This window comes from Mesorhizobium sp. M1163 (assembly GCF_040318415.1).
Classification (GTDB): domain Bacteria; phylum Pseudomonadota; class Alphaproteobacteria; order Rhizobiales; family Rhizobiaceae; genus Mesorhizobium.
In genome coordinates this window covers 77,936-92,712 of record NZ_JAMYMF010000014.1, presented here as the reverse complement: position 1 = coordinate 92,712, position 14,777 = coordinate 77,936, and the positions used below count along the sequence as shown (strand labels likewise).

At 62.5% G+C, this 14,777-nt stretch carries 15 protein-coding genes; 8 read left to right on the top strand and 7 right to left on the bottom strand.

The features are described 5' to 3' along the window. Position 1: 1 nt before the first annotated feature. The gene (locus NKH43_RS15465; protein ID WP_023719222.1) at positions 2 to 2,089 is read left to right on the top strand and encodes a membrane protein; all 2,088 of its coding nucleotides are present in this window, start codon (positions 2 to 4) and stop codon (positions 2,087 to 2,089) included. A gap of 40 nt (positions 2,090 to 2,129) precedes the next feature. Here the strand turns inward: NKH43_RS15465 and clpS are convergent, their stop codons facing one another. The 3 genes from clpS to NKH43_RS15450 all read right to left on the bottom strand — a co-directional run bounded on the left by clpS (position 2,130) and on the right by NKH43_RS15450 (position 3,287). Beyond that, positions 2,130 to 2,435, bottom strand: coding sequence for an ATP-dependent Clp protease adapter ClpS (clpS, locus tag NKH43_RS15460; protein WP_023719223.1), 306 nt, complete (start codon positions 2,433 to 2,435; stop codon positions 2,130 to 2,132). 255 nt (positions 2,436 to 2,690) lie between these two features. Beyond that, positions 2,691 to 2,906, bottom strand: a complete 216-nt coding sequence (locus NKH43_RS15455) for a hypothetical protein (RefSeq protein ID WP_023719224.1) — start codon at positions 2,904 to 2,906, stop codon at positions 2,691 to 2,693. 36 nt (positions 2,907 to 2,942) lie between these two features. Next, positions 2,943 to 3,287 (bottom strand): hypothetical protein, encoded by a 345-nt coding sequence (locus NKH43_RS15450; protein WP_352858934.1) that lies wholly within the window; start codon positions 3,285 to 3,287, stop codon positions 2,943 to 2,945. Positions 3,288 to 3,524: 237 nt separating this feature from the next. On the opposite strand from NKH43_RS15450, the gene NKH43_RS15445 reads away from it, so the two are divergent. Beyond that, the gene (locus NKH43_RS15445; protein ID WP_023719226.1) at positions 3,525 to 4,241 is read left to right on the top strand and encodes a response regulator; all 717 of its coding nucleotides are present in this window, start codon (positions 3,525 to 3,527) and stop codon (positions 4,239 to 4,241) included. Continuing rightward, positions 4,238 to 5,647, top strand: coding sequence for an ATP-binding protein (locus NKH43_RS15440; protein WP_352496078.1), 1,410 nt, complete (start codon positions 4,238 to 4,240; stop codon positions 5,645 to 5,647). The genes NKH43_RS15445 and NKH43_RS15440 overlap by 4 nt, the downstream gene beginning before the upstream one ends. A gap of 235 nt (positions 5,648 to 5,882) precedes the next feature. On the opposite strand, the gene choV is transcribed toward NKH43_RS15440, so the two are convergent. The 4 genes from choV to NKH43_RS15420 form a co-directional block, all read right to left on the bottom strand. Next, a complete protein-coding gene (gene choV / locus NKH43_RS15435; protein ID WP_023719229.1) occupies positions 5,883 to 7,064 on the bottom strand; it encodes a choline ABC transporter ATP-binding protein in 1,182 nt (393 codons plus the stop codon). Next, positions 7,061 to 7,915, bottom strand: coding sequence for a choline ABC transporter permease subunit (gene choW / locus NKH43_RS15430; protein WP_023719230.1), 855 nt, complete (start codon positions 7,913 to 7,915; stop codon positions 7,061 to 7,063). Before choW ends, choV begins: the two co-directional genes overlap by 4 nt. Before the next feature lie 117 nt (positions 7,916 to 8,032). Then, positions 8,033 to 8,968 carry a choline ABC transporter substrate-binding protein gene (locus tag NKH43_RS15425; protein ID WP_023719231.1) on the bottom strand — a complete coding sequence of 312 codons (936 nt, stop codon included), beginning with the start codon at positions 8,966 to 8,968 and terminating at the stop codon, positions 8,033 to 8,035. Positions 8,969 to 8,983: 15 nt separating this feature from the next. Continuing rightward, positions 8,984 to 9,112, bottom strand: coding sequence for a hypothetical protein (locus NKH43_RS15420; protein ID WP_280940418.1), 129 nt, complete (start codon positions 9,110 to 9,112; stop codon positions 8,984 to 8,986). A 93-nt stretch (positions 9,113 to 9,205) separates the two neighbouring features. Here NKH43_RS15420 and NKH43_RS15415 point away from each other — a divergent pair, with 93 nt between their 5' ends. The 5 genes from NKH43_RS15415 (at position 9,206) to NKH43_RS15395 (ending at position 14,744) form a co-directional block, all read left to right on the top strand. Further along, complete coding sequence (locus NKH43_RS15415) at positions 9,206 to 9,817, top strand: thymidine kinase (protein ID WP_023719232.1); 612 nt, start codon at positions 9,206 to 9,208, stop codon at positions 9,815 to 9,817. Positions 9,818 to 9,937: 120 nt separating this feature from the next. Further along, complete coding sequence (locus NKH43_RS15410) at positions 9,938 to 10,327, top strand: c-type cytochrome (RefSeq protein WP_023719233.1); 390 nt, start codon at positions 9,938 to 9,940, stop codon at positions 10,325 to 10,327. Positions 10,328 to 10,539: 212 nt separating this feature from the next. Further along, a complete protein-coding gene (locus NKH43_RS15405) occupies positions 10,540 to 11,628 on the top strand; it encodes a hypothetical protein (RefSeq protein ID WP_352494786.1) in 1,089 nt (362 codons plus the stop codon). A 35-nt stretch (positions 11,629 to 11,663) separates the two neighbouring features. Further along, positions 11,664 to 12,809, top strand: coding sequence for a hypothetical protein (locus NKH43_RS15400; protein WP_352858887.1), 1,146 nt, complete (start codon positions 11,664 to 11,666; stop codon positions 12,807 to 12,809). A 24-nt stretch (positions 12,810 to 12,833) separates the two neighbouring features. Next, positions 12,834 to 14,744 carry an AAA family ATPase gene (locus tag NKH43_RS15395; RefSeq protein WP_352858885.1) on the top strand — a complete coding sequence of 637 codons (1,911 nt, stop codon included), beginning with the start codon at positions 12,834 to 12,836 and terminating at the stop codon, positions 14,742 to 14,744. Positions 14,745 to 14,777: the final 33 nt, after the last annotated feature.

The following is a 14,777-nucleotide window of genomic DNA, read 5'->3' as shown; positions in this document are numbered from 1 at the left end:
CATGAATTGGTCGCTCGCCTTCGAACCGCTCATCACTTGGCCGCTGCTCGCCGTGGTTCTGTTGCCGCTGCTGCTGCTGGCGCTGGTCGGCCTTTGGTTTCGCCAGCGCGGCGCGATCTTCCGCCTGGCAGCACTGATTGCGCTGGCTGCGGCGTTGCTCAATCCGGTATTCCTCGACGAAGAGCGCGAGCCGCTGAAAAGTATCGTCGCCGTCGTCGTCGATCGCAGCCAGAGCCAGGATATAGGCGACCGCACCAAGCAGACCGACGCGGCCTTGGCCGGGCTTCAGCAGCGTCTCGGCCGCTTCAAGCAGTTCGACGTCCGTGTCGTCGAAGCCGGCAAGTCCGAAGCCGCCGACGAGCGCACCGAGACGCGGTTGTTTTCCTCGCTCGAAAATGCTTTCCGAGACGTGCCGCCGTCGCGCATTGGCGGCGCCATCATGATCACCGACGGCGAGGTGCATGACGCGCCGCTTGGCGCACCCGACTTCAATGCCCCTCTGCATGCGCTGATTACCGGCAACGACCATGAAAAGGACCGTCGCATCCGCTTCGAGAATGCGCCGCGCTTCGGCCTCGTCGGCAAGCCGCTCGACATGACCTATCGCGTCATCGCCACCAACAACGAAACCGGCCCGGTCGATGTCCGCGTATCGGTCAACGGCGAGCAGGTATCGGTCGAGCACGCCAACATCGGCCAGGCGATGCCGCTGCAGGTGACCATTCCCAGCGCCGGGCGCAACATCGTCGAACTCGCCATCGACCACGAACCGGGCGAACTCACCGATACCAACAACCGCGCCATCGCGCTGATCGACGGCATCCGCGAAAATCTGCGCGTGCTGCTCGTGTCCGGCGAACCACATGCCGGCGAGCGCACCTGGCGCAATTTGCTGAAATCCGACGCTTCGGTCGACCTCGTGCACTTCACCATCCTGCGCCCACCGGAAAAGCAGGACGGCACGCCGATCAACGAGTTGTCGCTGATCGCCTTCCCGACACGCGAGTTGTTCGTCGAGAAGATCAAGGATTTCGACCTGATCATCTTCGACCGCTATCAGCACCGCGACGTGCTGCCGATCCTCTATTACGACTACATTTCCGAATATGTCGAAAAAGGCGGCGCGCTGCTAATCGCGGCAGGCCCCGAATATGCCGGCGAAAGCTCGATCGCCCGCACGCCGCTGATGTCGGCGCTGCCGGCAATGCCGACCGGCGAGGTCATCGACAAGGCCTTCTACCCACGTCTCACCGATACCGGCCAGCGCCATCCGGTCACGCGCGGGCTCGACGGCTCCGCAACCGAGCCGCCGCACTGGAGCCGCTGGTTCCGCACCATCGGCGTCGAGAACCCCGAGGGCGAGGTGGTGATGAAGGGCGCCGACAACCGGCCGCTGCTGCTGCTCGACCGCAAGGGCGAAGGCCGCGTCGGCATGCTTTTGTCCGATCAGGGCTGGCTATGGGCGCGCGGCTTCGAGGGCGGCGGCCCGCATGTCCAGCTCTACCGACGCATCGCCCACTGGCTGATGAAGGAGCCCGAACTCGAGGAGGAGCGGCTGACCGCCGACGGCCGCGGCATGGTGCTTGAAATTCGCCGCCAGACGATGAGCGACGACCCCGGCCCGGCGCAGGTCATCACGCCGTCCGGCAAGGCACTGATCGTCAGGCTCGAGAAATCCGAGCCAGGCGTCTTCCTCGGCAGCGTCGAGACCAGCGAAATCGGTCTCTATCAGGTCGGCAATGGCGACCTGACGGCATTGGCCCATGTCGGGCCTGTCAACGCGCCGGAATTCACCGACGTCGTCTCCACCGAGAACCGGCTGAAACCGCCGGCTGAGGCAACCGGCGGCAGCGTTCGCCGGCTGGCGCCGGCCTCGGCGATTGGCAATCTCACCAGCACTGTCACGCTGCCCTCCATCGTCCCGGTTCGTGCCTCGGGCGCTGCCTCCGGCAACGACTGGATCGGCCTGCGCACCACCGACGACAGCGTGCTCAAGGCCGTCTCGCGCGTGCCGCTGTTCGGCGGCTTCCTCGGCCTCGGCCTGCTGCTTCTGGCGATGGGCTCGATGTGGTACCGCGAAGGACGGTAGTTCCCTTCTCTCTCCCTGCAAACGGGGCGAGGGAGGAGCTCTATTCCTCCGGCTCCGTCGTGAACATCAGCGGGTAGCCCTTAGCCTTGCCGGCATCGGTTGCCCGCGCCGCCTTGGTCTCGGCGACATCCCTGGTGAAGACGGCGACGACACAGACGCCGCGCCGGTGAGCGGTGATCATAACCCTATGTGCCTGGTCTTCACTGAGCTTGAACTCGGCCTTGAGCACCGTCACGACGAATTCGCGCGGCGTGAAGTCGTCATTGACCAGGATGACCTTGTAGAGCTTCGGCCGTTCGACCTTCGGCTTCGTGCTGGTACGGGGTTTTGTCGTGATTTCAGGCATTGGACCGGCAATTGCGTACGACAGCTTTGCGGTCATTTTGACATGGGCAAAAGCGGTCGTCCATTCAACCGCGCGCGATCGGCTTCCCGGCGAGCGCAGTTCACAAATCCATGCCTATGTGGGAACTGCCGTTTGGCGTTCAACCGGCGGTGTGGGCCGGGACCGGCCGTACTGTCTGCACGCCAACAAAAGATGACCGCTCCAGGCAAATCGCAACTGGAGCGGTCTTCTCATACGGCAGAAGATGTCGCTTGATCAGGCCTTCGGAGCTGCCTTGACCGCGTGCTTCTTGTGCTTCTTGACGGTCTTCTTGGCAGCGACCTTCTTCACGGCCTTGGCCGGCGCAGCGGTCGTCGTTGTCGTCGCAGCCGGGGTGGTGGTCGCGGCATTGGCGCTGCTGGCGCCGAGAACCGGCATCGAGAGGGCCAGCGCGATGGCGAGACCGAGGGCGGAGAGGAGGGACTTTTTCATGGCTTCACTTCCTTTTTGTGCAGATCGGATTGAGTGTCACTGAACGGGATCGATCGGTGTCACTCCAAGCAGCTTCAAAGCGTTCGCGAGCATCCGGATTCCCTGTGCCCGTTTCTTGTTGGCGCAGAACCGGTTTCCCTTTCTTTGAAGTGCTTTCGCCGCGGTGACCTGCGTTGCCGCGGCATGGGTTTCGAGGGCTTCGTCAAACTGGCGGTTCAGATCGATGCAACGCTCGCTGCGGGTGGTCGCCACCTTTGCATCGGCCGCCTTTGAATTGGCCGCCTTTGCATCGGCCAGCTTTGCATCGGCATGTTCGACCGCAGCCGTGACGAGCGAAATGGAAAGCAACGCACCCATCAGACTGATCGAGAACCTTTGCATTGGTCTGTCCGTAATCCCGTAACGCGTGTCGCAGCCGATGACCTGACCGCCACGGCACCACTTATGCCTTTGTTTTTTTTCGGCAGTTTTTCCGGATTGTAGAATTTTGTTTCTGGATTGTTTCTGGGCGGCCCGGATCGAGCTGCCGATCTCCACTGGCCAACTTATGGCCTGAATTCTATCGTCTGGCTGACGGCCGAAGCACCGCTTGGGCGATCCACAAATGACAGGTTTCCTGTGAAATCCGACCCCCACATACTGATCGTCGACGACGACAAGGGCATTCGCGACCTGCTTCAGGAATTTTTCCAGAAGCGAGGGCTGCATACATCGGTCGCCGCCGACGGCACCGAGATGGAGACCGTGCTGCGCCGCGCCCAGGTCGACCTGATCGTTCTGGACGTCATGCTGCCCGGCAAGAGCGGCCTGGAGCTCTGCCGCGAGTTGCGCGCCAATTATTCGACACCGATCATCATGCTGACCGCGGTCACCGAGACCACCGACCGCGTCGTCGGCCTGGAGATGGGCGCCGACGACTACGTGCCGAAACCCTTCGATCCGCGCGAGCTGCTCGCACGCATTCGTGCCGTCTTGAGGCGTAATGGCACCGCCGAACCGCGACGTGCCGCTTCGCGGCAGATCTACCATTTCGCCGGCTGGACGATGGACTGTTCGCGCCGCCGGTTGATGGCGCCCGGCGACGTCAGGATCGAGCTAACGATGGCCGAATTCAATCTCCTGCAGACCTTCGTCAAGAGCGCGCAACGCGTACTGAGCCGCGAGCAGCTCATCGAGCTGTCCGGCGGCGACAGCGGCTACAGCTTCGACCGCAGCGTCGACATTCTGGTCAGCCGGCTGCGGCGCAAGATGGAGGACGACCCGAAAACGCCGAAGCTGATCCTGACGGTGCGCAGCGGCGGCTATCAGTTCCTGCCTGAGACGACCTCCGAATGAGACGCATTCTGCCGCAAACGCTGCCGGCCTGGGTGCTGCTCATCGTCATCGCCGGCCTGCTGATCAGCCAGATCGCGACCCTCTACATCGTTTCGCGCGACCGTGCCGCCGCCAATGAAGTCGTCGATCTCTACCGGCTCAACGACCGCGCCTTCTCGCTGGTACAGCTGATGCATGATGCTACGCCGGAACAGCGCAAGGCGACGGCCTCCGGCCTGTTCAACGCCACTTACGCGCTCACCGTCTCCGGCACGCCCGCCGTCACTTCGTCGATAGCCGGCGACGACGAGCTGGCCGAATTGGAGGACATATTGGTCGGTCGGCTATCGAAGTTCGGCATCACCGACGCGCGGGTCCGCCGCGACCCGGCAACGCACGAAGCCGACGCTCCCGGTGGGACGGTCGCCGGTCCCGATGTTGGCCAGGTCGAGCGCGACCTGCTGGTGCTGGCCGCCGATTTCGCCCAGAGCGACAAGCTGACCGCTTCGCTTCGCTTTGCCGACGGCCAATGGCTGAACTTCACCGAACCGAACACGCCGGCCGGGCCGATACTGAGCTTCGATAGCCTGCCGCTCTATGCCTTGATCGCCGGGCTGGTGGTGGCTTCCTCGATCTGGTCGCTGCGCCGGCTGACGGCGCCCTACCGGATGATGGAGACCGCGGTGAAGCGGATCGGCGAGGACCTGAAGAGCCCGCCGATCGCCGAGAGCGGCAGCCGCGAGGTGCGTACCGCGGCGAAGGCGGTCAATGCCATGCAGGCAAGGCTGCGCGCCTATGTCGAGGACCGCGAGCACCTCGCTGCGGCGCTCGCGCACGACCTGCGCACGCCACTGACCAGGATGCGGCTGCGCCTCGAACTGCTCAGGAATTCGACCATTCGCGCCGCACTGGGGCACGACCTCGCCGACATCGAAGGCATTGCCAGCTCGGTCATCGACTTCGCCACTTTCGAGGTGACCGAGGAGAAGAGCGAGAGGATCGATTTCTGGTCGCTCGTCGAATCGGTCGCCGACGGCTACAAAGAGGTTTCGTTCGACAATGACGATGCGCGCTCGCGCGGCCTGATCTGCATAGCGCGCCCAGTCGCGCTCCGGCGCTGCGTCACCAATCTCGTCCAGAACGCGGTGACCTATGGCAAGAAGGCGCATCTCAACCTGCGCCAATCGGACAGGATCATCGCGCTGGCGATCCGCGACGAGGGGCCGGGCATACCGCAGGCCGAGCTCGACGCCGTGTTCGGCTCGTTCGTACGCCTGGACCAGTCGCGCAACCGCCAGACCGGCGGCCTCGGCCTCGGCCTGACCATAGCCCGCAATATCGCCCGCGGCGCCGGCGGCGAAGTCAGCCTGTCCAACCATCCCGATGGCGGCCTGTTGACGGAGCTGCGCCTGCCGCTGGCGGTTTAGCTTGCGGTATCGGGCTAAGCTGGCGTTCCTTCGCGCCCCCCTCTGTCCTGCCGGACATCTCCCCCACAGGTGGGAGATTGGCTGTCGTCGCCGATTTCGCCAACTACAAACGTTGGAGTGTGAGAGCCGTCTGCGAAACCGCCGATCTCCCCCAAGTGGGGGAGATGTCCGGCAGGACAGAGGGGGGCGCGACAGAACTCGGCGTTGGTCTTGGTTCTCTCCCCAAGGAGAAAAACTACCGCCGCAACACCGCGCTCAGCACATCCCTGACGCCGATGGCGCCGACGAAGCGCGATTGGTCGTCGAATAGCGCCACGGGTGCTGTCTGTGAGCGATGCATGGCCAGCATCACCGTCTTCAGCGAGGTGCCGGGATTGGCCCAGAACACCTGCGCCGTCTCCTCCGGCTGAGCCTCGACGTCGGCGCAGGAGACCCACACCGCCGGCTTGCCGTCGCGCTCGGCCGCCGCCACCAGCCCATGCTCGTCGATCTTGAAGCGCGTCGTCTTGCGGCGGTCGAGCCACACCCAGCCGTTTTCGCCATGTTCGAGGTCGCGGCGGTCGCGCATGACGTTCCAGGCGGTCAGCACCGAGAGCGGGTTCACATTGGCGATGAAGTCGCGGACATAGTCGTTGGCAGGCCGCAGCACGATGTCTTCCGGCGCGCCGGTCTGCACGATGCGCCCGCCCTCCATGATGGTGATGTGGGTGCCGATCTTCAGCGCCTCCTCGAGGTCGTGGCTGACGAAGATGATGGTCTTCTTCAGTTCGGCCTGAAGCTGCAGCAGCTCGTCCTGCAGCTTGGTCCGGATCAGCGGATCGAGCGCCGAGAACGGCTCGTCCATCAGCAGGATCGGCGCCTCGGTGGCGAAGGCGCGCGCCAGGCCGACGCGCTGCTGCATGCCGCCGGAAAGCTCATGCGCGTATTTCTTCGACCACTGGTCGAGATGAACCAGCTTCAGCTGTTTGCTCACCCGCTCCTTGCGCTCGGCTTCCGGTACGCCGGCGAGCTCGAGGCCAAGGCCGACATTTTCCTCCACTGTGCGCCAAGGCAGCAGGCCGAACTGCTGGAACACCATTGCCACCTGCTTTTGCCGCAACCGCCGAAGCGTCGCCTCGTCGCAGGTGACGACGTCGACCGTACCATCGCCGTCCTTGACCAGCACCTGGCCGCGCGAGACGACGTTCAGCCGGTTGACGGCCCTGAGCAGCGTCGACTTGCCGGAGCCGGACAGGCCCATCAGCACCGAAATCTCACCCTCGTGCACGGTGAGGCTGGCACCGGCACAGCCCAGCACGTTACCGGTCTGTTCGAGGATCTCGGCACGGGTGGCGCCGCTGTCGATCAGCGCCAGCGAACCGGCCTGGTCGGCGCCAAAGACGATGTCGACATTCCTGAAATCGACGGCGACGGTCATTTCTTGCCTCCCACGCCGATGCGCGTCATTCGATCAAGCACGATGGCGAGCACGACGATGGCCAGACCTGCCTCAAGCCCGAGGTCGATCCGGCGCGACCCGAGCGCCCGGTTGATCTCTGTGCCGAGGCCGCCGGCGCCGATCAGGGCGGCGAACACCACCATCGACAGCGACAACATGATCGATTGGGTCAGCCCAGCCATGATGGTCGGCAGTGCCGAAGGCAGCTCGACCTTCCACAGCAGCTGGCGCTTGGTGGCGCCGAACGCTTCGCCCGCCTCGACGATCGATTTCGGCACCGAGGTGACGCCGAGATGGGTGAGCCGAACCGAGGTCGGGATGACGAAGATGATGGTGACGATCAGGCCGGGCGCGTTGCCGAGGCCGAACAGGGTCAGCACCGGGATCAGGTAGACGAAGGTCGGCAGCGTCTGCATCAGGTCGAGCACCGGCAGCATGACGCGATAGATCTTCGGCTTGTGCGCGGCCCAGATGCCGAGCGGCACGCCAATGGCCATCGAGACGGCGGCGGCGGCAACGACCAGCACCAGCGTCTCCACTGTCTGCTTCCACAGGTTCTGGTTGAGGATGAACAGCAACCCGATGAACACCGCCAAAGCAAGGCCTTTCGAACGCTGCAGGAAATAGGCGAGCAAAGCGATCAGGGCGATCAGCAGAACCGGCGGCAGCAACAGCAACCCGTCGACGATGCCATCGAGCAGGAAGTTGAGGCTGTTGGAGAAAGCCCTGAAGACGGTGTCGAAATTGTCGGTGAGAAAGCCGAAAAACGCCTTCCCCCACGCGCCAATGGGGATCTTGTAGCTGACCAGGAATTTGGAGATCGGATCCATCTAGCCCCTCTTCTGCCGGCGCCGTCCTTTGCCGGACGGTCATCTTGTCACAGGATATGAAAAAGGGCAGCCATTTCTACCGTGGCTGCCCCTCGTCTTGTCGTGCAAGCGGTCAGGTCAGCTTCCGAGCGCTGTTTTCACCGCTGCCGCCGCGTCGCCGCCGTCGAAGGTGGTGACGCCGGCGATCCAGGGAGCAACCGCGTCCGGGTGCTTCTTCAGCCAGTCGGTCGCGACCGTATTGGCGTCGCCACCCTTCAGGATCGCGTCCATCATCTCGCCTTCCATGTCCAGGTTGAACTTCAGGTTGGTGATGAACTTGCCGGCATTCGGGCACTCGGTCGTATAGCCCTTGCGCACGATCGTATGCACGGTGGCGGCGCCGAAGCCAGTGTCGCCCATGCCGTCGAGATAGGTGATCTTCATGGCGCCCATCACCGGATGCGGCGTCCAGCCGAGGAAAGCGATCCATTCATTGTTTTTGATCGACTGCTCGGCCTGGGTGAGCATGCCGGCTTCGGAGGATTCGACCAGCTCGAAGCCTTCGAGATTGTCGGCCGGGTTCTTGATCATGTCGAGGATGATGCGGTTGCCGTCATTGCCGGCCTCGATGCCGTAGATCTTGCCGTCGAACTTGTCCTTGAACTTGCCGAGATCTGTCAGCGTTTTGACGCCGGCGTCGGCGACATAGGTCGGCACGACGATGCCGTAGCCGGCACCGCTCAAATTCTCGCTCACGGTCTCGATCGAGCCTTCTGCGGTGTAGTCCTTGATGTCGTTGGTCATCGACGGCATCCAGTTGCCGAGGAAGACATCGAGGTCCTTGTTCTTCAGCGACGCCATCGTCACCGGCACCGAAAGCTGGATTACCTGCGGCTCGTAGCCGAGCGCGGTGAGCAGCACCGAGGCTATGCCGGTTGTCGCCTGGATGTCGGTCCAGCCGACATCGGACATGCGCACCGTCTTGCAGCTTTCCGGATCGCCGGCGAAGGCCGCAGTCGTGGATAGAAAAGCCGCCAGGCCGAGACCGGCGACGAATGAATTCATGCGCGACATCAAAATTCTCCCATTTCAGTTCTCGGTGAAGCGAAGTGGCGGTTTTATCTCCACCTTTGTTCCGTCAGCCAAACACCATTCTGCTGCGGTTTCAAGCACTAAGGCAACCACGATCAACGGCGCAGGCTGGTCGATCAACGACACGCCCGCCGCTTTCCGGATGGAAGTCGTCTTTTCCCGGTGGAATGTAGGCGCTCCCCCTCCCCGCTTTGTTGCAACTCGGCTTAAAAGGACGGCATGGCCAAGCTGTACTTCCACTATGCAACGATGAATGCCGGCAAGACGACGATGTTGTTGCAGGCCTCGTATAATTACCGCGAGCGCGGCATGACGACGATGCTGTTCATCGCCGGCCACTATCGCAAGGGCGATACCGGGCTGATCTCGTCGCGTATCGGCCTGGAGACGGAAGCCGAGATGTTCCGCGACGGCGACGACCTATTCGCCCGGGTCGCCGAGCATCATGACCACGCCACGGTCCATTGTGTCTTTATCGATGAGGCGCAGTTCCTCGAAGAGGAGCAGGTCTGGCAACTCGCCCGCATCGCCGACCGGCTGAACATCCCGGTCATGTGCTACGGCCTGCGCACCGATTTCCAAGGCAAGCTGTTTTCCGGCTCGCGCGCCCTGCTGGCGATCGCCGACGACCTGCGCGAGGTGCGCACCATCTGCCGCTGCGGCCGCAAGGCGACGATGGTGGTGCGCCTCGGCGCCGACGGCAAGGTGGCCAAACAGGGCGAACAAGTGGCGATCGGCAAGGACGTCTATGTCTCGCTCTGCCGCCGCCATTGGGAAGAGGAAATGGGCCGCGCCGCCCCAGACGATTTCATCGGCTTCACCAAAGCCTAAACCAGCGCTATTGCTTTCATCCGACCTCCCGGCTGACATTCGTTCCGCAATCGCGCCATTGCGGCCTTTGTTGAGCGTGCTGCCTATTTTGATCCACTGCCAGAGCCGTCGGGAGTTCCCATGCTTCGAGTAATTTCGTCTGCAACTGCTTTCCTCATTGCCGGCATCGTTGCCGCGCATGCCGACGGCGATGCTGCTCTCGGCAAGAAGGTCTTCAACAGATGCATGGTCTGTCACGAGGCAACGAGCGACCGCGACAAGGTCGGCCCGCATCTGCTTGGTGTCGTCGGCCGCACCGCCGGCACCGCGGACAGTTATCTCAGCCGTTACTCGCAGGCGATGAAGGATGCCGGCGCCGCCGGTTTGGTCTGGGACGAAGCAAACCTTGCCGAATACCTGCGCGCGCCCCGGCAGAAGGTCCCCGGCAACAAAATGGCCTTCTCCGGCCTGACCAGCGACGAGGACATCGCCAACGTCATCGCCTACCTCAAAGCCGATCCCAAGCCTTGAGCGTCGCTCCCGAGCAAAAATCCAGCCGAGGTCGAAGCGGTGCCTGACCGGCCGGCAGTTACAGCGTAATCATGGCTTGATTATCCTGCAGTCGCCTCCTGAAATTCTTTGTTTTCCTGTAATCCCATGTCTTCCGTCTTTCATTCGCCAAACCCGGCACATATATTCGCGGCGGTTTGCGAAACGAAACCGATGCCGAAGCGGAGGCCCCAATGGCGACATTGCAGAATTTCGATGCCGAGATTGCCAAGACCAAGCAGGTCGTGCAGGACATGCGCACCAAGATTGAGCAGTCCGGTGCCGTGCTCGACACGCTCGCCACCGCCGACAAGAAGATCGGCGATGCCAATTTCGACATCGAGAATGCCCGCATCGAGGATGTGCTGAAGCAGCAGAAGGTGATGGAAGGCAATATCGCCGACCTGATCATCGGCCTCGAGGACGCTACCAACGTCTTCGGCGCCGAATTCGAGAGCATGAAGAACTACACCGGCTGGGAAAGTTTCGTCGGCGTCTTCTCCAGCCAGCGCAAGCAGCGCATGCGCACCGACCGCGTCCGCAACATGTCGCTGGCCGGCAATTTGCAGGAACTGCTGGCGAAGTCCGACACCATCGTCGGCATCCTCAAGGCGCAGAAGCAGGTTCTCGACACGCGCTACAAAACCTCCGAGGCCAGCCTGTCGCAGGTGATCGAGCGCCGCAAGACCACGATGTCCAATCTCGAGACCGTGCAGAAGCGCATCGAGGAGCTCAACCCGATGCTGCTCGACATCGAGAACAAGATCGCCGCCTCGACCAGCCAGAAGGGGCGCACGCAGCTTGAAGGCGAGCGTTCGAAACTGGCCACGGAATACAACGAGAAGCAGGCCAAGGAGCAAGAATTGCTGGCCGAAAGCCAGACGCTGGAGCGCTACACCTCGATGTTCCAGACCTTCGTCGATTCGCTCAACAACCAGATCGCGGCGCAATCGACGCTGATCAACAAGCTGACCATCGATACCGAGCAGCGCATCGTGCTGTACAAGGCGCTGGAAGATTCGCTGAAGACCGCCGCCCAACAGGATGTCGCCCACAAGATCAACACGCTGGGCAGCCAGGTCGACAACACCGCCGAAGAGACCATGGCCGGCATTGGTGCTGCCTCGCAGAAGCACATTGGCGATCTGCTTGAAATGCACGAGAAGAACATGGTCGCCACCGCCGACATCCAGCGCCGCAAGAAGCTCGCCGACGATGCCTTCGCCCGCCGCTTCGACGACGTGATGAAGAAGCACAATTCGGCAAATTACGTGCAGTCGTAATTGCTGCACGTGCACTGCTCCCAAGGGCTGGCAGCATGACCCCCGAAAACGAAGCGGCGGCGCGCTATTTCTCGGCGATCGCGGCGGCACTTGGCGGCCTCGAAGTGTTCATGCGCGACGATCGCTCGCCGCTCTACCGGCACGGCATCGTCGCCAAGATCGTCGCCGAATATATTGCGCGGCTCGACAAGTCGTTCTCATGCTGGCGCAACCGGCTGGGCTTCACCGAGACGTTCCGCATCTCGCGCGCCGAAAGCGGTTTTCCGGTCTTTCAGAACCTGCTCGAGCTGGAAAACGACCGCCTCCAGACCGATGCGCGCCTCGCCAACCTCCCGCTGGCCGGCGAGCTGCGCGAGGAAATGGCGGACTTCATCCTGCGCCACAAGGAATTTCCCGAAGCGCTGCAGAAATCGATGGCCGAGCGGCTCTACCTCGAAGACGTCAAGAGCGAGACCACCTTTGGCCCGTTCACGCTGGCCCAGACGGCCAAGGTTTCGGTCAATCCGAAGACGTTGCGGCCCTATTATCTGGTCCACTGGGCCTGCTTCGATGGCAGCGCCAACCTGCCGCTGGTCTATATGGTGACGGTCGAGGATTCCTCGGATGACATGATCCGGCAACTGGTCGACTCCGGCGGCAAGCTTAATGAGAGGGTCGACATTCCGCTGCCGGTCGACGGCCTGCTCAATCCCGAGCTCGCCCACCGTTTCGACGATTTCACCGAGAAGAATTCCGCCTACACGCTGTCGCCGGCGACCATCGCGGTCAACCTCGACAAGGATTTCGAACCGCTGCATCCCAAGCAGCTGCGTCGCGTCGTGCTCGGCCCGTTCTATTCTGCAGGGATTACCGACAACAATTCGACGGTAAGCGAAGTGCTGGCCAAGGTGCGCAAGCCGGAAAACGCCTGGCTGCTGACCTGGACCATCCAGGAGGTCTTTTCCAAGGCCGAGAAGCCAGGCCGCAAGGGGCTGTTCTCGAGCGAAAAGACGACGCAGGAATTCTTCATCAATACCGACGATCTCGAGGCCGCGCGCCAGGGCGTGTCGAGCTATGAGAACCATGCGCTGATCCCGCACGAGGCCTATCAGGCGCTCTATGCCGCCGGCGAGGCGCAGAAGATCTTTTCGGGCTACAAGGTCCACATCCTGTCCAAAGGGCAGGTCATCAGCGACGTCTGACCGTCAAATCGCGGAGCATCTTCCATGGACACCGGCCTGACCACCATCCCGGAAGCGGCAATTGAAAAGCACCGCGCCACTGCGCAAAGTTTCATCACCCGCATCGTCGTGCTGGAAGACCCATCGCGCGAGTCCGGCACAGCGCTTGCCGGCACCAACCGCCGCTTCGTCTCGACCGTCTCGGTCGGCTCGGTTCGCCGCACGCGCGAGGTCGAGCTCGCCAAAACCGTCGCCGCCGTCCATCCCGACGACCAATTGCTGACCATACCGCAGCACATGCTGTTGTTTCGCGCTCGGCGCGGGGCGGCAATAGCGCTAGCCATATCGGATGTCTTCGCCGAAGGCTCGGACCTCGAAAGCCTGCAGGCGAAAAACGCCCGCGCGCCGCTCGAAGGCGACGAAGCTGCCACCTTCAAGAAGCTGCTGTCGGCCTCTGCCTACATCTCCGCCTTCAGCCTCGCCTCCTATTTGTTCCAGCTGATCGACAGCGACGGCGAGGCGCCGAACGACACGCCCGAGCCGGACTTTCTGTTCGACACCCCGCAGGATGCGGTGAAGTCGATCGTGGCCGGGCTCGACAGGGCGATAGCAGGTTCGAAGGACGACGCCGACCTGATGACCCGCGCCCGCGCCTTTGCCCGCGTAGCCATCGACGGGCTGTTGGCGCGAAAGGGCCGCTTCGACGGCATCGGCCCGTTCGAGAACGCCCATATCCGCATCGACGTCGACGATTTTACCCTCGATGGTTTCGACGTCGCCCCTGGCAAGCGGGCAAAACCACTGGTGATGACCTTCAAGAAACCGGAAGAGGTCGTCGGCAACCACATCGCCAAGTACCAGTCGGTAAAGCTCGCCAAGATGCTGATGGCGTACGACTTCGAGCGCGAGCTGAACCCATTCGTCGAGCTTGGCGGCTTCCTGTTCACGTTTATCGGCGACGGCGCGCCCGGCACCGGCAAGACGACGCTGATCCAGATGATCGCCGGCCTTCTCAACGGCTACTGCCAAGTCGCCGGCTATCCCTTCGCCTACGAAAATTTCGGCGTCGACCAGATCTCCTCCTACCAGGGCAAGTCCGGCCAGAACTGCCGCCAGTTCATCAACAATGTGCTGAACCCGCGCGTCATCGGCTTCGGCACCATCGACGATATCGACCAGGTCGCCGCACGCCGCTCAGACGACCGCGCCTCGGCCGGCCAGCAGGAAATCACCGGTGTGCTGATGGACGCATTTGCCGGCGCGGCAACCGTGGTGCGCGGCAATTGCTCGTTCGGCATGTTTTCCAACTATCCCGAAAACGTTGACGACGCATTGCGCCAGCGCGCCGGCGCCCGCTGGCTGGTCGACGGCCCGCAGAGCCGCGACGACTACATCGACATCTTCGTCCTGCTCGCCGGCAAGAACCACAAGATCCCGCTCGGCGACCACAAGCTCTATGCCGCTCAGGAAATCCAGCGCGCGGTGATGGAGGCTTACGAGGAGCATGAGAAGCCGCAGGAAGACGGGCTGATGAAGGTCTATGAGCGCTACATGAAGGAGAACGGCGCGCCGAAGTCGATGGCCGATATCGGCACCTATCTGCACTTGATCAAGGATGCCGAGCCGCGTTTCACCGGACGCGCCATCAAGAACGTCACCGACGCGATCAAGATGCGCGCCATGGACATCGAATTGCCCGACGAGTGGTTCGAGAAGCCGGAAGCCTTCATGCACAAAAGCTACGACGACAAGAAGGCGATGATCGAGGAACTGCGCGGGCCGTTCTCGATGGACATGGTCATGCAGGAGATCAACCGCTATGCGGATTCCGAATTCCGCTATTCCGACAAGTCGGACGATGCGGCGGTGAGCAAGATGATCCGCGACACCCGTCTGCGGGAGCGTGCCGTCCGCGAGATCGAGGAGTTGAAGAAGAAGGGAATGTGGAATGCGTGATCTTCTTTCTCACCGGATAGCACTGTTTCCGGT